This is a genomic window from Erysipelatoclostridium sp. An173, assembly GCF_002160495.1.
In the GTDB taxonomy this organism is placed as follows: Bacteria; Bacillota_I; Bacilli_A; order Erysipelotrichales; family Coprobacillaceae; genus Thomasclavelia; species Thomasclavelia merdavium.
The window spans coordinates 16,785-42,062 of sequence record NZ_NFKR01000016.1 but is presented as its reverse complement, the minus strand read 5'-3'; the positions used below and the strand labels follow the sequence as shown (position 1 = coordinate 42,062).

Here is a 25,278-nt window from a genome sequence, read left to right as displayed (position 1 = left end):
CATGTTTTAAAGATAATTTTGTTAAAATACCCTTGTAGTATCAAGGGGGAAAAAAGATGACGAAGAAAAAATCAAGTAAAGTAATTAAAGTCACGATGGCAACCTTGGCGACAACTGTTGCAGTAGGTGGCAATAGTATTGTTTCATTACAAGCAATTAATAATGATAATAGTGACACAGCCATCTTAGATGAAAATAGTGTTACATCACCAATTATTATTAGTGAAATAGTTGCTGATAGCCACCAAAGTGATCTGACAACTACAAGTGGTAGTGATGCATTTGAGTATTTTGAATTATATAATACTAGTAATCAAAGTATTAATTTAGATGATTATCAAGTATTATACAATAATGGTAGTACTATTAGTGAGTGGGATTTACCGGCTAATACAATTTTACCAGCTAATGAAGCTTTGATTGTTTGGATTCAAAATGAAGAAAGTAAAGATTTGGATTTAGCATTGTTTAGAGAATATTATAATTTGTCAGCTGATGAAGGACAAATTGTTAAAACTGAAAATATTGTTAGTGGTTTTTCTAATAGTGGTCAAAGAGAACTACGAGTTACCGTAAAAAATACTAAACAAATTTTAAGTTCAGTTATTTATAATGATGAAGATGTTAAAGCACAAACAAAAAAAGGAATTAATTTTATTTACAATTCTGGTAGAATTCAAGAAAGTACTTATAGTTATGACTTAGATCCTACCCCAGGTAGTTTGATTGAACAACAAAAATTAGAAAGCAAGTATCAATTTGTAACAGTAAGTGATGGAATTGTTACCATTAATACTGCTCAAGAAATCAATGCTGGCGAAGCTTTGGTTGTAAAAGCTACGACTAATTTACCAGGAGTTATTTTAAAAGCAACTTTAAAGGTAAATGATAAAGAATATGATATGACATATGATAATGACGGTAATTATGTTTATAGTGTCCCTGCTAGTGAGATTAGTAATGAGGAGCTTTTAAATATTACTGCTACTTTTAATGATGGTATCAATGAAATTACTAGTGCAACGCAAACAGTCACTGTTAATAAAGGAGCAGTTGAATTTGCTTCACCGCTATTAATTAGTGAATTGTCACCAAACAGTGCTAATGTTTCTGGTAGTGATGCCTATGAGTATTTACAAATTTTTAATGTTAGCGATCAAAGTGTAGCTGTAAATAATTATCAGCTTGTTTATGTTAATGGTGATAAAGAAACACTCTGGCAATTAGATGATGATATTGTTTTAGATGCTAAAGAAGTATTAACTGTTTGGATTGTCAATGATGCTGTAGAACAAGCAGGCTTAACAGTTGCAGATTTTAATAATAATTATGGCACTAATTTTTTCACTGGTGATAATTTTACAACTATTCATAGTGATGGAATGAGTAATAGTGGTACGCGAGGATTTAAAATTATTACTAATACTAATCAAGAATTAACAGCTGTTAATTATAGTGCTAGTGATTCTAATAATGGTAAAATCGATACTGATGAAGCTATTTATTATAATTACACTTCTGATTCTGGAGTGCCAGTTTATGATAATGAAGTAACATTAGGAAAGTTAAATAGTCAACAATTAATTACTGGTAGTTATATAACACCAGCAATTGTCGAAAACCCTGAAGTTGAAATTGAAGCAGATAGTTTTGTAAGTGCAAATGCTAATTTTACTGTAAGGGTAGAAAATACTAATCTTACTAATATGATTATTGACGCTAAATTAAATCTATATCAAGATGAAAACGTAGTAGCTAGCTATGATTTATTATATACTGATGGAATTTTGAAGGTAGATGTACCAGCTCAAGATTTAACAGGTTATTCAAATTTAACATATGATGTTACTATTACTGATGGTCTTAATACGGTAACTTCTGCTAAGAACACGGTAGTAATTGAACAGCCTGGAATGATTGATCAAAGTAAGGTTGCTCCTTTGGTTATTAGTGAAATTATGCCAGATAGTTCTAATGTTGGTGGTAGTGATGGTTATGAATTTATTGAAATTTATAATAATTCAAATTTAGATATTAATTTAAAAGATTATAAATTATATTATAATTATCCTGATCAAGGTAGTGATGGTGATGTTATCTGGTATGAAACTAATGAAGATAAAATTATTAAATCACATGATACATTAGTTTTCTGGATTAAAAATGGTGCTAATAATGATTTGCAAATTAGTGATTTTAATAATAAATTTAATACTAATTTAGACAGTGATCATTTAATTTCAATTGAAAATGCTGGAATGGCTAATGGTTCAGCTCGTGGGTTGAAAATAACTTCTAACATTAAAGATGTTTTAGATTATGTTTTATATAATATGGATGGTGTTGATGATACTACAGCTGATAAATCAATTGTATATCAAAATAGATATGATGGTTCAACTTTTACTAGTGTAATAGTTGATAATAGTGCTGAGCCATCACCTGGAACAGTAACTGAAAAACCAATGTACGAAGCTGTTTTACCAGAAACTGTTTCTTTGCCGGTATATCAAGATCAAACACCAGCTACATTTAATGAAGATAATGATTTAACTTTTTCACTTGATGTTAAATCTAACGAAACAACAATTAAAAGTGTTTATTTGTATTTAAAAGATAATAATAGTGAAGATTATGAAGTTTATAATTTATTACGTAATTCTGGCGATAATTTTGCAAAAACATTACCAGCAGTAGATTTGTATAATAAATTATCATATACATATTATTTTGTTATTAGCGATGGTTATCGACAAATAACAACACCTGTTAACACAGTTAATAATGAAAATCCGGTATCTGCTGGTGATCAAATCAATATTAGCGAAGGTGCGATTATTAACCAGACTGAACAAATTATAGGTACTGGTAATAATTTAATAATTGATGATCAGGATGTAACTAATAAAGCAGTTAAATCAATTAATGGAAACGCAAGAATTGTGTTTGATACTACACAAACTGATGTTTTCTTTAAAAATGCAGTTGCTATTGGAAATGATGTGATTGGTGTTTTCAATGAAGGTACTTATAGTGATTGGCGAACATATGCTTATGATATAAATGCCAGCTACTTTGATAGTGAAACAAAAACAATAACGATTGCTTTCCATGCTGGTAATAAAGCTAATGCTTTAGAACATAATGTTGAAAATAATGATGACTTTACTTTAAAAAATATTAGATTAACATTACCAGATGGCACAACTTTAAGAGCTAGTCAATATAGCGCAGTTTATGGCTTAGGAGCAGTTGAACATACTGAAGATAACTGGAAACCAGATAGCCCGGTTGAAGTAAATGATATTACTCCTGAAAAAGAAATTAGTATGGGTGATGGTACAAGCAAAGTTGAAATTTTATATGCTACGTTTACATTAGATGAACAAAACTTTAACGCTTTACGTTATGATCTTGATACAACTAAATTAGAAGATGGTACTCATAGTGTAACAAGTGGTAGTAAGACAGTATCATTTGTTAGTGATAATACGGCCCCTGTTATTGAAACTAATATGGTTGAAGGTCAAATTTATCATAATGGAACTGTTGAAGCTAGTGCACAAGATGCTATTTGTGATACAAGTACTTTAATTGCTACCCTTGATGGACAAGGAATTGAATTGCCTTATGATTTTCGTTCATTAGAAATGACTCCTGGTAATCATCAATTAGTATTAACTGCTTCAGATATGATTGGAAATGTTACTAGCAAGGTAATAAACTTTGTAACTCCAGAAGAGAATGCAGCAATTAATGGGGAAATAACACCAGTAAGTGGGACAACTATTAATGGTGATCCAACATTTAAAGTTACTGTAAGTGATAGTACTGATGATTTGATGCAGGTTGCTTTCAAAAGGGGTGAACGTTACCTATTAGGTGATGCTAATATTACTTTGTCTAGTGGTGTTAGTCAGATTTCTGGTAATAATACTCAAGATTTCAGTGGTGATTCTGGTGATGGTTTCCCTTATCAACAGTTTGATGTTAAAGTAAGTGGTAATATTAGTGATGAGGCAACGGTTAAGATTGATTGGGAAGGTAAATCTAATAATCAAAAGACTTTTATGTATGCTTATAATTATGCAACTAATACTTTTGATAAATTAGATACGGTTATGGAAATTGATGGTGAAATCATGAAATTAACCGGTGAAGTAATATTGAAAGATCACTTATTTGATCAAACAATTAAAATTATGGTTCAAAATGGTGAAGGGTATACTCCTGATCAATATGGAGAAGATGTTACTGGTACAATGTCTAATCCAGCAGATACTCCAAGAGAAAACTATGATTTTACATTTGCAATTGAAAGTGATACTCAATATTATAATGAAGACTTTGATGGTAATCCGGTTCAAGATGTTGATGGAAACTATCAATATCAATTAGATATTCATAATTGGTTGATAGCTAATCGTGAACGAATGAATATTCAGTATTTATTCCATGATGGTGATATTATTGATGACGAAGATCAAGGACAAGAATGGATCAATGCTGATAATGCTTATAAAATGCTTGATGATGCTAATATACCTTATGGTGTTTTAGCTGGTAATCATGATGTTGGGCATCTAAGTGGCGATTATACTTCTTTCTCTAAATATTTTGGTGAAGATCGTTATAATCAAAATCCATGGTATGGTGAAAGTTATCAAGATAATCGCGGGCATTATGATTTAATTACTGTTGATGGTATTGATTTTATCATGATATATATGGGTTGGGGTATTGGTGATCAAGAAATTCAATGGATGAATGATGTTTTAGCAAGATATCCAGAAAGAAAAGCAATTTTGAATTTCCATGAATACCTATTAGCTAGTGGTGGTTTAGGTGAAGAACCACAACGAATTTATAATGAGGTCGTAGCTGTTAACCCTAATGTTTGTATGGTTCTATCTGGTCATTACCATAATGCTCAAACAGTAGTGTCACAATTTGATGATAATCACGATGGTGTTAATGATCGTAATGTTTATCAAATGTTATTTGATTATCAAGGTTTAGCTCAAGGTGGTATGGGTTATATGCGTTTGATGCATTTTGATAATACAAATGGCCAAATAATTATTAGAACATATTCACCTTCTTTAGATGATTATAATGCTAAAGATGAAAGTAATATTGGTGATGTAGCTAATATTAATGGTGAGGAAGAATTTGTAATTAATTACAGTGATTTAGGAATTACACCAGTTCAAAAACAAATTGAAACAACAAATTTAGATGTTAATATTTATAATGATGATACTTTTGGTATAGTTAATGATGTAAGAAGTAATCAAGAAATCAGCTATACATTAGAAAATGCTCCTCATGGATTATTTGGCTGGTATGTTGAAATTAGTGATGCTAATGGTGGTTTAACAAGATCAAATGTTAATTATGTTAATATTGATAAGCACAATATTAAACCAACAATAGTATTACCTGATGATGAATTTAATAAGATTGCTGTAGGAACAGATTTTGATCCATTGAAAGATGTTAAAGCATATGATAGTCAAGGTAATGATTTGACTAGTCAAATTGTTGTCTTAGGCAGTGTCGATGTTGATAAAGCTGGTAGATACGAGTTGACATATCAAGTAACTGATAGCTTTAATAATGTTACTATTGTAACTAGAGTAGTAGAAGTTGTTGAAAATGATGATGATCAAGATATCAATGTTCAACCAGGAGACGATAGTAATCCAAATGGAACTACAGGTACTAATGGAACTACTAGTGCATCTGTCAATACACCATTTACAGGTGATCTAGTAAATAGTAATTATTTAACATTAGCAATTGCTAGCTTGATGACTTTTATTCTAATGATTAAAAAATATTTAAAAGATTTAAAAAATAATCATTAATAATATTAATTTTCAAATTAAGTTAAAATGCCTAGAAAGATTATTTTCTAGGTATTTTATTATCATCATTAAGACTAGAAAAATAGTATGAATATTAAAAACAAGTTAATATCGTTATAAAATAGCTAAATGATAAGCCATTTTTTGTATTATTATTGTACTTCATTTATAATTGGAAATAAGACAATATATATTAAACCATATTATATAAAAGGAGTGATCGCTATGTATAATCATTTATTAGATACATTTATTAAAGTGGCTGATGTTGGTAGTTTTAATAAAGCAGCAGAAGAACTTTTTATTTCTCCTAATGCAATTATGAAACAGATTAATTTATTAGAAGATAATCTGGGTTTTGAACTTTTTAAGCGGACTCATCGAGGAATCAAATTAACAGCAGCGGGTAAATCATTATACAAAGATGCTAAATATATAATTGAATATAGCCGTTATGCAATAATTAGAGCTAAAGCCCAGATAAATCCGGCCAATGAATTACTTAGAATTGGAACTTCTTTAACAACACCAGTCCAGTTTTTAGTAGATTTATGGCCACAAATTTTAACATTTGCACCGTCATTAAAATTTGAGTTAGTTTCATTTGAAAATACGCCAGAAAACGCTAGAGAAATCATGCGTAATTTTGGTAGTAATATTGATTTTGTCGCTGGGATTTATAGTGAAAATTTATTAAAAGAAAGACAATGTCAGGCTTTAAAGTTATATGATGCACCAATTTATTGTGCCATGTCTAAAAATCACCCTTTAGCTAGTAAGGATGAATTAGAAATTACAGATTTATTTAATCAAAATGTAATGATGATTCGTCAAGGTTATTTAAAAGATTTTGATACAATTCGTAAAGACATTGTTACCAATTATCATGATATTAATATTGTTGATATTCCATTTTTTAACGTTGATGTTTTTAATAGATGTGAAAATGAAAAAATGTTTTTACTGACAATTAAAGAATGGGCTAATATTCACCCGTTATTAAAAATAGTACCTATAAAATGGGATTATAAAGTGCCTCTTGGTATTTTATATTCAAAAGAACCTAGTGCTAAAGTGCAATTGTTTTTAAAAGCAATCAAGGAAGTATATCATTTACAATATAAATAAAGACGGTCTTAGCCGTCTTTTTGTTGAGTAAGTAATTTTTGATAACTAATATCCATTCCAATTGCCCCTAGTGGCGCAGTAATTAAGATTGCTAGAACAGCAACAGAAAGAACAATTTGACCACAGGCTAGTCCCATTGCTAAAGGAACTGAACCGATAGCTGCTTGTACTGTAGCTTTCGGGATGTAGGCAATGATACAAAAGCAGCGTTCTTTGAAATTCAATTGTGTTTTTAAAAGACATAAACTAACCCCAATCGCTCTAAAGCATAAAGCAATGAAAATCATTAATATAGCGGCCACTCCAGCATCCATTGTATAACGAATATCAACAGCAGCACCTACTAAAACAAATAACAATACTTCAGCGCCGATCCATAACTTACCAAATTTTTCCGATAAACGATCAGAAACTGCATCAGGGCTTTTTATTTTAATTACACAAGCCATGCTTACTACTGCTAATAATCCTGAAATCGATATTATATCTTTTAACCAGGTTTCAATTGCCATTAAAATAAAAGAAATTCCTAAAATAACAAGTACTTTAGTACTATTACGAACATAATGGTTTAAATTATAAGCTTTTTCAAAAAATGTACTAATAATATAACCAGTAATCGCACCAAGAATAATTCCTAAAATTATTGAAATTGGAATATTAAAAAAATCAATTAAATTAGCTTTGCCACCTTGAGCCATTGAAGCAAAAGTAGTAAATAGCACAATTACAAAAATATCATCACAAGAAGCCCCTGCTAAAATTAATTGAGGAATACTTTTATTAGTGCCATATTTACTATCCATTAATTGGACCATTCGTGGAATTACTACCGCTGGTGATACGGCTCCTAATACTGCTCCCATAACAGCCGCTTCAATTCTTGTAATATTTAATATTGCTGGTGCAAATAATATAAATGCTAGAATTTCAAAACTGGCCGGTACAAAGGACATCATAATGGCTGGTCGCCCTACTTTTTTTAAATCGGTAAGATTTAAAGATAATCCAGCTTTAAGTAATATAATAATTAATGCCATTTGTCTTAAATCGCTAGAGATTGATAAGATTGAATCATCAAGTAGATTCAAAGCATACGGACCTAAAATTATCCCCGTTAATAACATACCAATTATTCGTGGTAGTTTTAATAATTGAAAGATTCCGGCTAATGATAAGCCAACTAAAAAAATTAGTGCAAGTGATGTTAACATTTTTTCCCTCCTTGAATTAAAAAAAGCTGATTTCCTCCACGACGAAAAAGTCGTAGAAGTCATCAGCTTTAATAAGCGGTTTAGGTTTATACCTCGGGAGAACCTCATTCCCAGATGATATTATAAAAAATTTATTAAAAAATGTAAAGAAAAATTAAAATTCATGATCATAAATTTGAGCATTGATTGAAAAAAGCTAATGAAGGAGGAGTCATTAGCTTAAAAAAATTAATCATCATAATCTTGTTCGTATTTTAAAATTTCACCATTACTAGCATTAACATCAATGTCATATTCATAATTACCATTCTTTACTTCAATTTCATAAACCATCATATTATCATCATGATCTAATTCACATTTTACAAGATAGCCACCACCAGTTTTATTTAAAGCAATATTTTGTGCTTCTTCATTACTGATGATATTAGTAGTAGTCTGGTTAGAAGTTCCATTATTAGTAGTATTATTATTGTTAGTTGTAGTATTACCATTATCAACAGGCGTTACAGTACCTTCATTAGTATTACTAACATAATCTTTATCTCTTTCTTTTTTCAAAATCGTACCATCATTTGCATCAACTTCAATTTCATATTTTTCATTATCAGTAACTACTGTAAAATCATAATAAGTAATACCGTCATCATAATCTTGTTTAGCTTTTAAAACTTTTTTTCCTTCTACTTCAGCTACAGCAATTTCTTGTGCCTCTTCTAAAGTTAAAGCATTTACTTTATTATTATTGCCACATCCTGCTAATACTATTGCTAATAACATTAATAAACTTAATTTTTTCATATCGATTACCTCTCTTTCTTTTCATCTATATAATACTGTAATTTTAGCTGGAATACCTTAAAGTTAGATAATAATTAAATAAGAATTTTCTCATAAAACTTAGTATATTTATAAGTAATATTAGCTTAATATTTATAAAAGTACTAAAATATTATATGAGGAGGGGTTGTATGGTTGAAGAGATTTTAAAGGAAATGATCATTTATGCTAATGGAAATAAAAAAGATATTGCGCATTTTTTAAAAGTTCATAGTTATGCTAGATTAATAGGTAAGTTAGAGCAGTTGGATGAAAAAACACAAAAGATTTTAGAGATTGCGGCAATTGTTCATGACATTGCGTGTCCTTTATGTCGAAAAAAGTATGGTAATAGCAATGGTAAATTTCAGGAAATTGAAGGGCCGGACTTAGTTTATGATTTTTTAAAACCTTTTTCATTAACTGATTTGGAAATTAATCGTATTGCCTATTTGGTAGGGCATCATCATACTTATGAAAATATTGATGGTTTGGATTATCAAATCTTATTGGAAGCTGATTTTTTAGTTAATGGTGATGAAATGAATGCGGATAATAAAACTATTGCTGCAATGAAAAATAAAGTATTTAAAACAGCTACTGGCATTAAATTACTAGAATATATTTATGAATAATAAAATAAGAGTTGACTTAGAGTTTGCTTGAATATATATAATGAACCAAAAGGAGGAACATAGAGTATGGAAAGACCGTATATAGTTTGTCATATGCTTCAATCGATTGATGGCAAGATTTCTGGTAATTTTTTTAATTTTGAATCAACGCTAAATCTAGCGCTGATTTATCAACAGATGGCCAAAGAGTATAATGGGGATGCTATTGTTTATGGTAGTGTGACATTAGTGGAAAGATATGGTGATAGTAAGACGCTGGATTTAACGTCATTTTCTAAAGAAATAGTTGAAAAAAAAGATTTTATCCATCATGGATTAGAAAAATCATGGGTAATTGCTATTGATCCTCATGGTGAGATTGGATGGAGCAGCGAGGTTTTAAAAGATAGTCGTTTGAAAAATAAGGGAGTAATAACTGTAGTAAGTGATAGTGTAAGTGCTGATTATTTAGCTTATTTGCAAAGTTTGAATGTTTCTTATTTAATTGGTGGCCAAGCTAATAATTTTAATTTAAAAGAGATTGTAAAAAAATTAAGAGATATTTTTGGTATTGAAAAAATTATATTGCAAGGTGGCGGAGTTGTTAATGGAACATTTTTAAGTGCTGATTTAATTGATGAAATTAGTTTAATTATTGCACCGATTGTTGGTGGCGATCAAAGCGCTACATTATTTGGTAATGGCGCATATTTAAAAGCAGAAATTTCACCAGTGAAATATAGTTTGACTAAAAGTGAAATTCTAACTGATTCGGGTATTTATTTAAATTATCATAAAAGAAAATAATTTGTTTTATGATTTCTTGATGATATGTAAATCATTGGGAAATCTTTTATTATTTATAATTTGCTAGTATAATAAAAAGTAACTTAAATCATTTAATATTTATTGAGGAGATAGAAATGAGCGAATTTACTCACGCCAAAAAGCGATTTGCAAAATATGTTGCTAATTATGACACTAATATCGGAGCAATTAAATTGAAAATTGTTCATAGTTATAAAGTTGTAAATAATATGCAGTACTTGTGTCAAAAATTAAATCTAAATCAAGAAGATAGTCAAATTGCGTTAATTATTGCTTTGCTTCATGATATCGGTCGTTTTGAGCAGTATCGTATTTATCAAAGTTTTGAAGATTATCGAACAATTGACCATGCCATGTTTTCTAGTAAATTATTATTTGAACAGGGTTTAATTAAAGAATTTGTGACAACAAGAAAATATGATCGTCTAATTAAAGTTGCTATTGAACAACATAATAAATATCAAGTAACTGGAAATTTTAATGAACGGGAATTATTGTTTATTTATTTGATTCGTGATAGTGATAAGTTAGATAATTTCAGGGTAAAAGAAACTGAAACTTTGGAAACGTTATTAAATGTTTCAAAAGAACAGCTGGAATTGGAAAAAATTAGTGATGTTGTCTATGAACAATATTTAAATTGTCAGTTGATTTATAGTCCTAGTCGACAAACAAATTTAGATAAATGGCTCTCTTATATTGCTTTTATCTTTGATTTGCATTTTGATGTTAGTAAAAAATATATTAAAGAGAATAATTATATTAATCGTTTATTTGATCGTATTACACCTGTTGATGAGTTAACAGCTAAAAAATATCAGGAATTAAAACAATTATCATTAAAGTATATTGAGGAATAACAAATGGATATTTTAAAAGAATTACAAAAGCATTTTGATTTAAGTGAAAATGAGATCGTTATTGCTACATATATGATTGAACACAGTGAAGAAATACCTAAGTTATCTTCACGTGAATTTGCTAAAAGAACTTATACTAGTGCTACTTCAATTATTCGTTTTATAAAAAAATTAGGCTATAGTAACTATAATGAATTTAAATATAATATTGGTAATGTTTTAAAAAATCTTAGTATTAATAATTATGCGATAAATTTAGGCGAAGATAATATTTCATTGATCAATAAAACAGCACAGTTAGAAATTAACGCTATTAATCAAATGAAAGAGATGCTTTCAATTACAACGTTAAATAAAATAATTGAATTATTAGAAACAACCAATTATTTAGATATAATTGCTAATGATACTAATGCAATGATTGCTAAGTATACTGCTCATTGTTTTAGTAATGTAGGTAAAATTGTGACGGTTTATCATGAAATTGATAAACAATTAAATTTTACTTTTAGTGTCTCTAATGATCATTTAGTAATTATTCTAAGTAAATTTTCCTTAAATACATATTTATTAGAAATGGCTTTAACTTTAAAGCGAAGAAGAATTACTAGTGTTGCGATTACTAGTAATCATAATAATAAATTATCTGATTATTGTAGTTATACGATCCATACTCCTTTTGATGAAAAGATGGATCGAATTGGAGAACTTGTTTATTTTACAGCGTGTAAATATATTTTTGATTTAATCTATAGTATATTAGTTGCTCGAAATTTTGATAAAAGTAAAAAAATGGAAAATCTTTATAATCAAATTTTTTTCAAGAAGTTATAGGAATGCTTGCATTCCTATTTTTTGTTACCGTGTAACTTAAATATTTGTTAATAGTGATTAAATAAAGTTACAGTGTTCCTATTGATAACGATAATATTGATAAAATCAACAAAAAATCATATATTTTATTTAGAAAAATAAGGAGGAAAAGAAAATGATCAGAATTTTATTAGCGTGTGCAGGTGGAATGTCTACAAGTTTATTAATGAATAAAATGAAAGCTGAGGCTGATAAACGAGGGATAGAGGTATCAATCGATGCAGGTCCTGAAAAAGGGATTGAAGATCGCATGGGTTCTTTTGATGTCTTGCTTTTAGGACCACAAGTTCGTTATGTTTTAAAAAATGTTGAACAGATTTGTACTGGAAAAGTTCCTTTTGATGTAGTAGATATGCGTGATTATGGAACTATGAATGGTGCTAATGTTTTAGACTAGGCATTAAAATTATATAATGATTTTTATGGAAAAGCAGACAAGTAACTCTGAGTTTTAGTTAATGATTTTGATTGTTTATCATTTAAATGAGCTTACAATGAAGCTGATAGACGATTATCAACAACTAGTTGCTTTTTTTATAAGGATATTTTTGATGGCTTTGTTTTCATTGCCATTACCAAGAAGATATTACTTTAATGACAAAAATGGAACTTAAGTGTAGAATAATTGAACTAGAACTAATAACTAATTATTTTGAAATATTATTGTATATAATCAATAAATTTGAATGTTAGATTGATTGTTATGTTAAGGATTGGAAGATTATTTTTTATAAGGTATCATAAAAAACACTAACAAATGGACTAAGAGTAATTGATATAATTGAAGTGGGAAAGGAATTTTGAAAAGAGTTTTTATTGATATCAAAAAGTAATTAAATCAAATGGTGAAGAGTTATAAAGGAGAAAATGAAAATGGCAAAAGTAAAAGTTATAGTTATTGATAAAAAATGTTATCCTGAATTACTGGAAAAATATTGTGCTGATCCTAATCGGGACCTTGTCCGATGTTTGAAGTTGGTCAAGAATTTATTATTGAAAAAGGTAATGGTAAAGATGATTTTTGGCATATGTTAGATGGTAAATTTTGTTCTGAGGCCTGGGATTGTGTAAGTCGTTATATTTATGCTGGATTACAGGGTGGTTCAATCATGGAAGGCTGGATGAAAGAAGAAAATGAGATGATTGCTTGTTGTAATGATGGTACACGACCAGTGATTTTTAAAATAGAACGAGTTGATGAATAAGATAAAAGATGGTAATAGAGATTTTTAGTATTAAAGTTAATAATAAATTTAATTTATTCCTATAAATATTTGCCATCTTGATTTTGGTATGATATTCTTGAATAAGAAAGCGGGGATATTGATGGCAAAATATGAGACAGTTGCAAATGATATAATTGCAAGAATTAAACAAAAAGAATTTGAAAATACTTTTAAATTACCAACGGAAGATGAAATGATTGAATATTATCAAGTATCTCGTAATACAATTCGTTCAGCTTTAAAGATGCTTACTAGTCAAGGAATCATTTATTCAAGACAGGGAAGTGGTTTTTATATTCGTCAAAGAAATAACGATAATAGTATACCAATTACTGGGACTAATGGTTTAACCCATGATTTTCCTAATAGTGCTTTTTCTAATCAAGTTATAGCGGTTGAATTATTATCGGCTGATGAACAGTTAGCTAAAAAAATGTTATGTGAAATTGGTGATTTGATTTATTTTTGTAAACGATTAAGAATTATTGATGATAAAAAATTTGCTTTAGAATTAAGCTACTATAATAAAAAAATAGTTCCATATTTAGGTAAAGAAATTGCTGAAAAATCAATTTATAGTTATTTACAAAACGATTTAAAACTAAAATTTGGTTTTGCCGATAAACATATTTGTGCTATAAAACTAGATGAGCAACAAGCCGATTTGTTGGATCTAAATCCTGGTGATCCCGGTTTAGTTATATCAGATACAGTATATTTAGATAATGGTTTATTATTTAATGTTTCACAAGTAATATATAATTATAAGTATGCAAACTTTTATGCTGCTTCAATACGTTAAGGTGTCAAGTCGCTTGACATCTTTTATTTTTTCTAATAAATAAAATTTATAGGTATAAATTTTATGAAAACGCTTTACAATTCTAAAAAATCCATTATAATGTTATATGTTGATACCAATAAATTTAAATAATACTAATGAATGGGAGGTTAAAATGAAAAAAATAGTAGGAAAAATATTAAAAGTAATTGTATTAATAGCGATGCTCTTTGGTAGTGGTCCGGTAAATGTTTTTGCTTTAGAAAGTGAACCAAGGGAACCTTTGATGTTTGAAAATTTTGAAGATGCAGATAGCAATATTCATGCAACAAATGATGCTAAGGTTGGGATTGTCGCTGGATCAGCTACTGGTAGCGGTAATAAGGTTGCCAGTCTTGAAGTAACCAGCAGTGATTGGCCTAGCTTAACTTATCGCAGTATGATCGTCAAGAAAGAACAACCAGTAGATGTATCTTCTTATAAGTATGTTACTCTATGGGTAAAAGATGCTGGAGCAAACAGTGTTCGTTTATCTTTAATTGATAGTCAAGGTCAAAGTATTGAAGGAGAATGGACTGGAAATGTAACAGCTGGAAAGTGGACTCAGGTATCAATCAGTCTTGATCTCTTTAGTGCTTTAGATTTAACACAAATTACTGGTATTTATGTTGGGGAATGGAATGTAGGGACATATTTAATTGATGATATTCAATTTAGTGATATTACGGCTAAAGATTTAGCAGTTAGTGCCAGCATGCCTTCAGGGACTTACAATGACACTTTTGAGGTAAGTTTAAGTGCTCAGGCCGGCCAGACAATTTATTATACAACTGATGGTAGCCAGCCTACTAATCAAAGTACATCATATCGAGAGGCAATTGAAGTCGATGATGATATGCTAATTAAAGCAATCGCATATCAAAATGGTAATATTAGTGATGTGTATGAATTTGATTATAAAATTGATCATAGTGATAATTCAAATTATACTCCGGTAGTTGTCCAAACTTTTGAAGACGGTATTAATGCAGTTGCTGCCAGCAATGCATCTTGTCAACTTGTAAGTGATGAAAAGCATAATGGTAAGCAAAGTTTAAAATATGTCAAAGAAGTAAGCAATGGAACCTCTAAGACAGATGGGAATGTTAAAATTGATTTTAACCATCCAGTTAATGTCACTGATTTAAAATACTTTATCTTTCATATTAAAGATACTCAAGGAAGCAATACTATGCAGTTATCTTTGATTGACGCTGATGGTAATGAATCGAGTTATGACTGGCGGTCACCATCAACTTCTAAAAATAATTGGAGTCAATATTATATTAAATTATCAGATATTAGTGGTATTGATAAGACAAAAGTAACTGGTGTTCGAATGGGACAATGGAATGCAGGAACTTATTATATTGATGATTTATATTTTGATAATTATTTATCAACTGGAGTTCCAGATATAGCTCCTAGTCAACCAAAAGCTAATATTGAATCTGGATATATTTTTAAGGATTCAATTGAGGTAAGTTTAACTAATGATATGAATGCATCAATGTATTATACATTAGATGGTAGTCAACCAACAGTTAATAGTACTAAATATGATGGTAAGATTACGTTAAATGATACTGCAACAATCAAAGCTGTAAGTTATGATAATGGTGAATATAGTGAAGTAGTAACATTAGATTACTATCAAGATAGTAATATCATTAATGATGTTGTTGCCAGCAAAGTTTCAGGAAAATATTCTAAAGAAATGAGTGTTGCTTTACAGGCTGATGGTTTAGATATTTACTATACCCTTGATGGTTCATCACCAACTTTATCAAGTGCTAAGTATACAGAAGCAATTACCGTTAAACAAACAACAGTAATTAAAGCTGTTTCTTATGATGGTAACCAGCTTGGAAATGTGATGACTTTTGAATACAAATTCCCAACAGCACCACAACAAGTATATCCAAGTACTGATCAATTGTTATTTAATAGTGCTTCTGCAGTGGAATTATTATCAGATCCTGATGCGACGATTTACTATACAACTGATGGAAGTGATCCAACTGTTGATTCTAATGTAGCCCAAGGATATATAACGATTGATAAAACGATGACAATTAAAGCAGTTGCCATTCGTGATGGTAAACAAAGTGACATTACAACGCTTGATTATGTAATCGCACCTAACAAAGTTGCCGCTGATAAAGCAGCGGGAACCTATGATAGTTCAGTAGTAGTAGAATTTAGAGTTCCGGATACTGATCAAGTAGAAATTTATTATACAACTGATGGAAGTAATCCAACGATTGAATCTACGCATTATACACAACCATTATTAGTTAGTGAAAACACAGTGTTTAAAGTCGCCGCTACTTATAAAAACAGTGATAGCTTAAGTGAAGTTGCTACCCATGAATATGTAATTAATCCAATTGAAGATGTTGTTAAACCGGAAATTACACCTGACAGTGGTAAATTTGGACAAAGACAATTAGTTTCGATGACAACAGCTACTGATGGTGGTGAAATTTATTATACGCTAGATGGAACCAATCCTGATGAAAATAGTTTCCAATTTACTGATGCTTTCTATGTAACTAAAGATACGGTAATTAAAGCAGTAACTATTAAAAACGGTAAAGTTAGTGATATTGCTGTTAGTGAAATCACTATTACCGATGAACAATCAGTATTTTTGAAAACGGATGGTAAAGTAATTAGAAATAATTATGGTGCTGGAGAAGTGGTGCAATTAAAAGGAACTAATATTGGTGGCTGGCTGGTAATGGAAAATTGGCAATGTCCAGTTAATTCTCCGGATCAAAAAACTACTTTGGCCGTTCTCAGCGAGCGTTTTGGTGAAGAAAAAGCCTGGGAATTAATTAATATTTATCAAGATAATTGGTTTACTGAAGATGATTTTGCAATCTTAAAAGAAGAAGGCGTAAATTGTTTAAGATTACCGATAACTTATTTTGAAATGTGTGATGAAGATGGTTCTTTAAAAGAAACAGCATTTGATCGTTTAGACTGGTTTATTGAAAATGCTGCTAAATATAATATTTATACTTTAATTGATATGCATGGAGCTTTTGGTTCTCAAAATGGTAAAGATCACTCAGGAGATACTTCTAATCCTGATGTTGGTAATTTCTTTGATAACGAAGAGAATATTACTAAAACTATCAAACTATGGGAAGCAATTGCTAAAAGATATAAAGATAACGCTTGGGTTGCTGGTTATGATTTATTAAATGAACCTGGTGGTGCTGTAGGTACCGAACAATTTGAAGTTTATGACCGTCTTTATAATGCGGTTAGAGCAATCGATCAAGATCATATTATTCAAATGCAGGCAATTTGGGAACCAACTCATTTACCAAATCCAGAATTGTATGGTTGGGAAAATGTAGTTTATCAATATCATTTCTATGGATGGGATGTTGAAAAGAATGCAGATGGACAGAAAGCATTTATTGAAAGTAAAGTAAAATATTTAGAAGATACTAATTATAATGTACCAGTTTTTGTTGGGGAATTTACATTCTTCTCAAATGAAGTAAGCTGGGATTATGGATTAGAAATCTTTAATGAACAAGGTTGGTCATATACTAGCTGGACTTATAAAGTATCTGGTGATAATAGTAGCTGGGGTATGTATACTATGCCAGATAATTCAAGTACAAAAGTTGATATTTATAATGATAGTTTTGAAACAATCAAAGCTAAATGGTCATCATTCAATTTTACTCGAAACGATAAATATGCCGATAAATTATCGAAATATATGAAAGAAACAACAGCTGATGAAACAGCACCAGTAATTGAAGGAAATGATGCTAAAGTTCAAATTGGCACAAATAATGATATTCAAACTATCATTAATTTATTTGTCAAAGATGATCATGATGGTGTTATAAAAAATGATGCACTTTCAATTACCAGTGATTTTAATGCTGATAAAGCTGGAGTATATAGTGTTAAGATTGTTGCTAGTGATCAAGCGGGTAATACTAGCGAAGCTAATTATACGATCGAAGTATTAGAAAACACCGAGATACCTGAAGATCCAAATCAACCAGTAGATTCAGGAGATAGTAATAATACTGATCAACCAATACAAATTCCTTCAAATAATCAAAATAATACTTCTGATACTGATCAGGGAGTTTCGTTGTCATCTAGTCAAGCAGCAAAAACGGGAGATGATTTAAATCTAGTACCAATGGTATTATTGTCAAGTTTGTCAATGCTAGGTATCTTCTGTTTAAAAAAGAAATATAAGTTTTAATCATAAAGGAGCTATGAATACTAATTAATCATAGCTCTTTTACATTGTAGAAAAAATTATATTGAATTATCTAATTTTTCTAGTTTAATTTGACAAATATTCTATCTATAAACTATAATTATTTCGTCAACAAGTAAGCAAAAAGTTTCTTTAGGTAATAAATATAAAATTATAAATTAATATCATACCTCAATTTCTACAATTCTTAAATTTTATCAATCAATTAAAATTATTATCTTAATATTTATCGTACTTATTGATATTTATAAATAAATGTCATTAAGGTTTTTTGTTGTAGAAAGATTTACCTAAAGCTGTAACTTACTTATAAAAGTATGAATAATGAAAGGAATATTTTAATGAAAACAAGTGACAGTATTTTTTTAGATGAAAGAACACCTAAAGAAAAACGTGAAGAAATTGAAAGTTCAGTTAGTAAAGGTGAAATTGTAACTGGGATTCTTGAAACACTACCTGATGGCTATGGTTTTATTAGAAACTCTAATTATTTAGCGAGTCGTGATGATGTATATGTTTCTCAAACTCAAATTCATCGTTTTAATTTAAAGACAGGGGATTTTATTACAGGTTATATTAGACAACCAAAAGCGACTGAAAAATATAAAGCTTTAATGTATACTACTTTAATAAATGGAGAAGATCCTAGCGCAGCTAGAAGTAGACAAAATTTTGAAAAACTGACACCTATTTTCCCTGATAAACGATTAAAATTGGATCAAACAAATAATAGTATATCAATGCGAATTATTGATTTATTATCTCCAATAGGTAAAGGGCAAAGAGGAATTATTGTTTCACCACCAAAAGCTGGTAAAACTACGTTGTTAAAAAATATTGCTTTATCAATTCATGAAAGCTATCCTGATATGCATTTATTGATTTTATTGATTGATGAACGACCAGAAGAAGTAACAGATATAAAAGAAGCAATTCAAGGTGAAAATGTTGAAGTCATCTATTCAACTTTTGATGAAATGTCTGAACGTCATAAAAAAGTGTCTGAAATGACAATTGAACGCGCTAAACGTTTAGTAGAACATGGTAAAGATGTAATGATTCTTTTAGATAGTATTACTCGTTTGGTTCGGGCTTATAATTTAACATGTACTCCATCAGGCCGTACTTTATCGGGTGGTCTAGATCCAGCTTCATTATATATGCCAAAACGCTTTTTTGGGGCTGCTAGAAATACTCGAGAAAGTGGTAGTTTAACAATCTTAGCAACAGCATTAGTAGATACGGGAAGTAAAATGGATGATGTTGTTTACGAAGAGTTCAAGGGTACTGGAAATATGGAAGTTGTTTTAAGTCGTCAATTGCAAGAAAGACGAATTTTCCCAGCTATTGATATTTTAAAATCGGGAACAAGACGAGATGATTTATTGTTAAGTTCTAAAGAACAAGAGGCAATGACAATAATTCGAAGAGGATTTAATGATTTAAGGGCCGAACAGGCTGCAGATTCTTTATTATATATGTTTGAAAAAACTAAGAATAATGATGAATTAGTTGAAATGATAATAAAGAAAAAGAAATTTTAAAATAAAGACAAGCACGTGATGTGCTTGTCTAATTATTATTGGTGTTGCTTAAAATCTGTTTCTAAATAAACTGATGATTCTTGAAAAATGTTCACAATTGAAATAACTTTCGCTTTTTACCCATGCAGGATAAGAATTATAATTTTTTGTTGCAGCATAATATTCATAATATAAGTTCATAAAATGGTCCCTCCTAGAAATGATAACAATGATTAAATGTTTTATTTTTAATACAATATTATTATATATCAATGTTTGTAGATTAGTAGGGACAAATCTAATGAAAATAAGAAGCAAAATTGTGCAATATGCACAAAGAGAAATAAAGGGGTGATACTATGGGATTTACAATTGAAGATGCACTGGTACAAACACAAGATATATATCATTTAGAGTTATTAGCTGGTAAAAATGGTTGCAGTAATGCAATTAGCTGGGTCCACATGATTGAAGATACTACAATTATTAAACAATTATGGGGAAAAGAATTAGCAGTTACTACCGGTATGGGGTTTCAAAGTCATGATGCTTTATTTGATTTTGTTAAATCATTAGTTAAATATCACATTGTTGGTTTGATTATTAATACTGGTAAATATATTTTTGAAGTTCCTCAAGATATAATCGATTATTGTAATGACCAGGATTTCCCTTTGTTAGTAATGCCTTGGGAAGTGTCGATGGCTGATTTGATTAAAGATTTAAGTATGCGCTGTTTACATTCAGAACGTGAAGATCAGCAGATTTCTATTATGTTTCAAAAACTATTTGTCGAACCCCATTTAGTTGAAGAGATTAGACAGTCATTAATGGGATCTTTTGATGTAGATGGACTATTCCAGGTTGTATTAATTGCAATTGAAAATTCAGATCAGTTTGATGCCATTGAACGAAGAAGAATTAGTTTTCAATTACAACTGTGTTTAGAAAAAATCGATAGTCCCTATACTTTTTTCTGGTTTGATAGTCATTTTGTATTGATTGTTAATAACTTAGAAGAAACGATATTAGAAAAGGTAATTGATAAAATGTATAAACGTTCTAAAAAAAGAATGTTAACTAACTCTTTATATGTAGGAATTGGTAGTCAGATGAGTGATTTGAGCCAGCTTATTTTAAGTTATAAAAGAGCATTGGCAGCAGTTAATATGGCTATGAAATTTGATTATCCAATTATTAATTTTGAAGAAATGGGTGTTTATCAGATTTTATTTTCAATCGAAGATAAACAAATTTTGATTAGTATGTATTATCGTTTATTACGGCCATTGATCAATTATGATCAAAAGCATCATAGCGAGTTAGAAAAAACACTGTATTATTATCTGGTTTATGATGGTTCAATGCAGGCAATGGCTAAAAACCTATACATGCATCGTAATACAATCAATTATCGTATGAATAAAATTAAGGAATTGCTTAATTGTGAATTTGAAAGTATTGATGAAAAAATGGAATATTTATTGGCGTTTTATATTAAAAAAATAATGAATGCTAAAAAAAATAGATCATCATAATTTTGATGGTCTATTTCATTAATAAATTAATCGCTTCATTAAGGCTATCAACTAAATAATCAGCGTGATCTTTAACTTGTTGATTAGAAGAATTAAATGTAAAAGCTTTATCAACATATTTTAACATTGGTAAATCATTAAAAGAATCACCAATACCACAAATTTCATTAAGATTCATTTTTTCTTTTATGATCTTTAAACCAGATCCTTTTGAACAACCTTTTTTAGCGATATCAACACAATCAATATTTTGATATGCATCAACATAGTTACCAAATTGTTCATTTATTTCATCAGTAATTTCTTTAGCTCGTTTTTCATCTAAAGCATCAATAGATAAACCATAAAGATGATGTCCCTTTAATTGTTCAACAGCATTAATACGAGTCGTATTCAAATTAAAACGACCATCTTTAGTATTATATAATTTTCCATCACCATGAACACAAACATAAACTTGATCAATATATTTGTTGTAGATTGCAAAAACAATATCTTCATCAATTAGTTCTTCGCTAATTACCTGGCGGTTTTTATCTAAAACTACAGCTCCACTACTAACAACATAAAAATCAATATCAATTGCATCAATTTTTACATCTCCAATTGGTCGACCAGTACAGACACCAAATAGATTACCATTATTTTGAAACTTTTTAATTGCCTCAATATCTTCCTTTTTTACTTGTCCTGGTACATCATTAAATAACAAAGTACCATCTAAATCACTAGCTAATATAATCATAAGTCACCTCTATAAAATATTCATCAAGATTATAACATATTTTATTTTAAAATAATTAAAAATAATTAAGAAGATATTTATGATAAAGAAATGTAAAGATTTGGTTAATCAATTAGTTTCTAAAAATGAAAAATCATTTTAATGTCCTTGACTAAGCGTATAATATTTATTCAAAGGGGGTTATAAAGATGATGTTTTCAAATCAGGCATTAAAAAAGCTGATCATACCACTAGTGATTGAACAATTATTAGTAATTCTAGTTGGCTTTTGTGATACGATCATGGTCTCTAGTGTTGGGGAAGCAGCTGTTTCTGCAGTTTCACTAGTTGATTCAATCAATGTTTTATTAATTAATATCTTTGCCGCTTTAGGTACTGGGGGTGCTGTAGTTGCGGCACAGTTTATTGGGCAAGGTTCACTTGAAAAAGCGCGTTTTTCAGCTAAACAGTTATTATTAATAACAGCAATTCTATCCTTGATCATTATGGGGGTAATATTGTTGTTTAATACTTCAATATTACATTTGGCTTTTGGTAATGTAGATAGTGGCGTTATGAATAATGCCGAAACTTTCTTTCTAGTTTCAGCACTATCATATCCATTTATTGCTTTATATAATTCTGGGGCCGCTTTATTTAGAGCAATTGGTAATTCTAAGATTTCAATGATTACTAGTGCAATCATGAATGTTATCAATATTATCTTTAATACAATTTTCATCTTTGGTTTAAAATTAGGAGTTTTAGGTTCTGGGTTAGCGACATTGATCGCTAGAATGGTCTGTTGTATTGTAATTTTGAAATGTCTTACAAATAAAGATAATAATCTTTATGTCGATGATTATCGTCATTGGAAGTTCGATTTAGTTTATATCAAGAAAATCTTAACTATTGGGATTCCATCTGGTTTAGAAAACGGGATGTTCCAATTTGGTAAAATATTAGTTCAAAGTTTAGTAGCAACATTTGGAACTTATGCAATTGCTGCTAATGCCGTTTCTAATAATTTAGCACAAATGCAAATTATTCCTGGAATGGCGATGTCATTAGCGATGGTTACTGTAGTAGGACAGTGTGTCGGTGCTAATGATTATAAACAGGCTAAGTATTATATCAAAAAATTATTGAAAATCACTTATTTAGCGACTATTTCTGCTGTAATTTTAGTATTATTAGCGACACCGACAATTTTAAAATTATATTCTTTGTCTGAACAAACGATCGATCTTGCTTATCAATGTATTTTTTTACATGGTTTCTTTGCTGCAACGATCTGGCCAGCTTCATTTACTTTCCCTAATGCTTTACGGGCTAGCAATGATGCTAAGTTTACAATGATTGTTTCAGCATCTTCAATGTGGATTTTTAGATTTTGTTTAAGCTATGTTTTAGGACAACATTTAGGATTAGGTTTAATTGGGGTCTGGTTAGCGATGTTTGTTGACTGGATAGTTCGCTGCGTCTTCTTTATCTGGCGTTATTTTAGTGGTAAGTGGATGAATAGGCAGTTAGTTTAATCATGAATCGAATAGTATTTTTAGATATTGATGGTGTATTACAGCCTTTTACTAATTTAAAAAGATTTGATTGTAATTTACAAGCAGTAAAAAAAGAGGTCGCTAAAAAGCTAAATGATAACAGTTATCTAGATGATGATGGCTATAATATTGCAGCGGTTTATTTAGATTGGCATCAAGAAGCAATTAGTAATTTAAAAAAGTTACTAGATGAAAGTAAAGCGAAGATTGTTATAACTTCAAATTGGCGTTATTTAGGTTTTGATTATTTGAAAAGATTATTTAAGATTCATGGATTAGATAAATATTTATTAGAAATGACAATGGATTATCAGCAGTTTGATGAAAAAATTGTTGCTAAATATAAAGAGATTGAAAAATATGGCATTTTTATTAGAAATAGAGTGCTGGAGATTAATGAGTATTTAAATAGTCATGAAGTGAGTAAATTTGTAATAATAGATGATATTGATCTTTCAAACTTTTTTCCTGATCATTTTGTTAGGACATTTGTTGATCAAAAAGATGATTTCTATTTTAGCCAAAGTAATTATTTTGAGGCTTTAAAAATTTTAAAAATAATTTCTTGACTTAAAGTTTACTTTAAGTTATATAGTATGGCTGTGTAGTAAAATAGCTAAAATGTAGCGCTTTTCCTTTCTTATAAAAATATCAATCTGTCATTTTGGTGCTTTACTATTAGATATAGATTTTCAAGGAAGTAATACTTCCTTCTTTTTTATATTAAAATGGGTAATTTTGTAAAATATTAAAATTTCTTGCTCTAAACTATGGTTTAACCAATATAGTAAAAATAGGAGGAAGAAAAATGAAAAAGCTAATAGGAATTCTTATTTTACTATTATTAGTAGGAGTAGTTATAAATATTAATAACGATAATCAAGATAATCAAAAAGAAGTCGTAGAAAAAACCGAAAATGAAGATTCTGCTTTTGATCGTCAGATATTAATTTTACAAGAAGATAATAATGATACAGCCAAGTTACTAGCAACAACTATTAATGAAAAAATGCTTAGTGATCATCATTTGATAAGTGAAATTAATAATCTTGATATAAATGATTATGATTTAATAATTATTACAATAGTAGTTTTAAATAATAATATTGACAATACAATCCAAGAGACTTTAAAATCATTTGATTTTAAAAATAAAGATGTATCATTGTTGTTTGTCGGAAGTGATGAAATTAGTTTATTAGAAAGTCAGGCTAGTACGTATATTAATAACGCAAATATCTTACCAGGACTAGGGTTAACTAGTGAAGATGTTAATAATTTAGAAATAATGAATCAGTTTATCGATGGCTGGTTGACTTCGATATATTAAAAAGTTCTTGCCTTAAAGGTAACTTCAACTTGTATAATCATTTTGTAGCCAGATAATGATACCAATTATTATACCCAATCAGCCC

At 29.4% G+C, this 25,278-nt stretch carries 19 protein-coding genes and 1 riboswitch; of the genes, 15 read left to right on the top strand and 4 right to left on the bottom strand.

Going from position 1 to position 25,278, the window contains the following annotated elements; all coding sequences use genetic code 11:
- Positions 1-56 precede the first annotated feature (56 nt).
- Together B5F09_RS08290 and B5F09_RS08285 are read left to right on the top strand one after the other, a co-directional pair.
- On the top strand, positions 57-5,870 hold the full coding sequence (locus tag B5F09_RS08290; RefSeq protein WP_087373514.1) for a lamin tail domain-containing protein: 5,814 nt from the start codon (positions 57-59) through the stop codon (positions 5,868-5,870).
- Positions 5,871-6,095: 225 nt separating this feature from the next.
- Positions 6,096-6,998 carry a LysR family transcriptional regulator gene (locus B5F09_RS08285; RefSeq protein WP_087373512.1) on the top strand — a complete coding sequence of 301 codons (903 nt, stop codon included), beginning with the start codon at positions 6,096-6,098 and terminating at the stop codon, positions 6,996-6,998.
- Positions 6,999-7,006: 8 nt separating this feature from the next.
- On the opposite strand, the gene B5F09_RS08280 is transcribed toward B5F09_RS08285, so the two are convergent.
- Together B5F09_RS08280 and B5F09_RS08275 are read right to left on the bottom strand one after the other, a co-directional pair.
- Positions 7,007-8,212: a sodium:proton antiporter gene (locus tag B5F09_RS08280; RefSeq protein WP_087373510.1), complete on the bottom strand. Its 1,206-nt coding sequence runs from the start codon at positions 8,210-8,212 to the stop codon at positions 7,007-7,009.
- A gap of 46 nt (positions 8,213-8,258) precedes the next feature.
- Positions 8,259-8,333: riboswitch (Fluoride riboswitch) on the bottom strand.
- Positions 8,334-8,440: 107 nt separating this feature from the next.
- Positions 8,441-9,013: a PepSY domain-containing protein gene (locus B5F09_RS08275; protein WP_087373508.1), complete on the bottom strand. Its 573-nt coding sequence runs from the start codon at positions 9,011-9,013 to the stop codon at positions 8,441-8,443.
- A 170-nt stretch (positions 9,014-9,183) separates the two neighbouring features.
- Between B5F09_RS08275 and B5F09_RS08270 the strand changes: the two genes are divergently transcribed.
- From B5F09_RS08270 to rho, 9 genes are all read left to right on the top strand, one after another.
- Positions 9,184-9,666 carry an HD domain-containing protein gene (locus B5F09_RS08270; RefSeq protein ID WP_087298852.1) on the top strand — a complete coding sequence of 161 codons (483 nt, stop codon included), beginning with the start codon at positions 9,184-9,186 and terminating at the stop codon, positions 9,664-9,666.
- A gap of 66 nt (positions 9,667-9,732) precedes the next feature.
- Positions 9,733-10,452, top strand: coding sequence for a dihydrofolate reductase family protein (locus tag B5F09_RS08265; protein WP_087373506.1), 720 nt, complete (start codon positions 9,733-9,735; stop codon positions 10,450-10,452).
- A gap of 116 nt (positions 10,453-10,568) precedes the next feature.
- Positions 10,569-11,333, top strand: coding sequence for an HD domain-containing protein (locus tag B5F09_RS08260; protein ID WP_087373504.1), 765 nt, complete (start codon positions 10,569-10,571; stop codon positions 11,331-11,333).
- A gap of 3 nt (positions 11,334-11,336) precedes the next feature.
- Positions 11,337-12,167, top strand: coding sequence for a MurR/RpiR family transcriptional regulator (locus B5F09_RS08255; protein WP_087373502.1), 831 nt, complete (start codon positions 11,337-11,339; stop codon positions 12,165-12,167).
- A 154-nt stretch (positions 12,168-12,321) separates the two neighbouring features.
- Positions 12,322-12,603: a PTS sugar transporter subunit IIB gene (locus B5F09_RS08250; protein ID WP_087298860.1), complete on the top strand. Its 282-nt coding sequence runs from the start codon at positions 12,322-12,324 to the stop codon at positions 12,601-12,603.
- Between the two features lie 568 nt (positions 12,604-13,171).
- Positions 13,172-13,411 carry a TIGR04076 family protein gene (locus B5F09_RS08245; protein ID WP_239404291.1) on the top strand — a complete coding sequence of 80 codons (240 nt, stop codon included), beginning with the start codon at positions 13,172-13,174 and terminating at the stop codon, positions 13,409-13,411.
- A gap of 121 nt (positions 13,412-13,532) precedes the next feature.
- The gene (locus tag B5F09_RS08240) at positions 13,533-14,234 is read left to right on the top strand and encodes a GntR family transcriptional regulator (protein WP_087298862.1); all 702 of its coding nucleotides are present in this window, start codon (positions 13,533-13,535) and stop codon (positions 14,232-14,234) included.
- A 154-nt stretch (positions 14,235-14,388) separates the two neighbouring features.
- A complete protein-coding gene (locus B5F09_RS08235; protein WP_087373500.1) occupies positions 14,389-18,501 on the top strand; it encodes a chitobiase/beta-hexosaminidase C-terminal domain-containing protein in 4,113 nt (1,370 codons plus the stop codon).
- A gap of 335 nt (positions 18,502-18,836) precedes the next feature.
- On the top strand, positions 18,837-20,063 hold the full coding sequence (rho, locus tag B5F09_RS08230; protein ID WP_087373498.1) for a transcription termination factor Rho: 1,227 nt from the start codon (positions 18,837-18,839) through the stop codon (positions 20,061-20,063).
- 48 nt (positions 20,064-20,111) lie between these two features.
- Here rho and B5F09_RS15310 read toward each other — a convergent pair whose 3' ends face one another.
- Positions 20,112-20,243 carry a hypothetical protein gene (locus B5F09_RS15310; protein ID WP_255375753.1) on the bottom strand — a complete coding sequence of 44 codons (132 nt, stop codon included), beginning with the start codon at positions 20,241-20,243 and terminating at the stop codon, positions 20,112-20,114.
- A 158-nt stretch (positions 20,244-20,401) separates the two neighbouring features.
- Between B5F09_RS15310 and B5F09_RS08225 the strand changes: the two genes are divergently transcribed.
- Complete coding sequence (locus B5F09_RS08225) at positions 20,402-21,580, top strand: PucR family transcriptional regulator (RefSeq protein WP_087373496.1); 1,179 nt, start codon at positions 20,402-20,404, stop codon at positions 21,578-21,580.
- Positions 21,581-21,590: 10 nt separating this feature from the next.
- Here B5F09_RS08225 and B5F09_RS08220 read toward each other — a convergent pair whose 3' ends face one another.
- Positions 21,591-22,325 carry an HAD-IIB family hydrolase gene (locus B5F09_RS08220; RefSeq protein ID WP_087373494.1) on the bottom strand — a complete coding sequence of 245 codons (735 nt, stop codon included), beginning with the start codon at positions 22,323-22,325 and terminating at the stop codon, positions 21,591-21,593.
- Positions 22,326-22,513: 188 nt separating this feature from the next.
- Here B5F09_RS08220 and B5F09_RS08215 point away from each other — a divergent pair, with 188 nt between their 5' ends.
- From B5F09_RS08215 to B5F09_RS08205, 3 genes are all read left to right on the top strand, one after another.
- Positions 22,514-23,842, top strand: coding sequence for an MATE family efflux transporter (locus tag B5F09_RS08215; RefSeq protein ID WP_087373492.1), 1,329 nt, complete (start codon positions 22,514-22,516; stop codon positions 23,840-23,842).
- 2 nt (positions 23,843-23,844) lie between these two features.
- Entirely contained in the window at positions 23,845-24,432 is a 588-nt protein-coding gene (locus B5F09_RS08210; RefSeq protein WP_087373491.1) for an HAD domain-containing protein, read from the top strand.
- Between the two features lie 239 nt (positions 24,433-24,671).
- On the top strand, positions 24,672-25,193 hold the full coding sequence (locus B5F09_RS08205) for a hypothetical protein (RefSeq protein ID WP_087373489.1): 522 nt from the start codon (positions 24,672-24,674) through the stop codon (positions 25,191-25,193).
- The last annotated feature ends 85 nt before the right edge of the window (positions 25,194-25,278 follow it).